General features: G+C 52.3%; 1 protein-coding gene. It reads left to right on the top strand.

Annotation, left to right across the window (positions count from 1 at the left end):
* Positions 1-323, top strand: a 323-nt coding sequence (locus tag AC1RP1_RS08135; RefSeq protein WP_481762739.1) for a hypothetical protein, incomplete at both ends; no start/stop codon positions are given.

Raw genomic sequence — 323 nt, 5'->3', positions numbered from 1 at the left:
GCAGTTGAAGGGGCGGCGTCACGCCTACTGGCCACGTCCGAGATCGAAGCTGACTACGAAGTTGATGGCAAGTTCGATACTGAGCGAGATCACGAACTCGAACACGTGCGTCGCAGCCTTGGCGCTAGCCGCATCCGTTATTCTATGGGTCGGAATCATCTTTTACATAAGAGCAACCCTATGGAAATAGGAGACGAGGCAGAAGTCACGATCCTTGTTCTTAACAAGCTGGGCTACAAGATGCGAGTAAACAAGGGTGTGTTGGATCGACCCACGTTCGCGTGTTCTGCACTGCATAACATCTGCATCCAGCGCATCGGTAA

Source organism: Dellaglioa sp. CoH-56-MRSF-13 (assembly GCF_056782095.1).
Note: the sequence above shows the minus strand (reverse complement) of the source record. Positions and strands in the feature narration are given on the sequence as shown.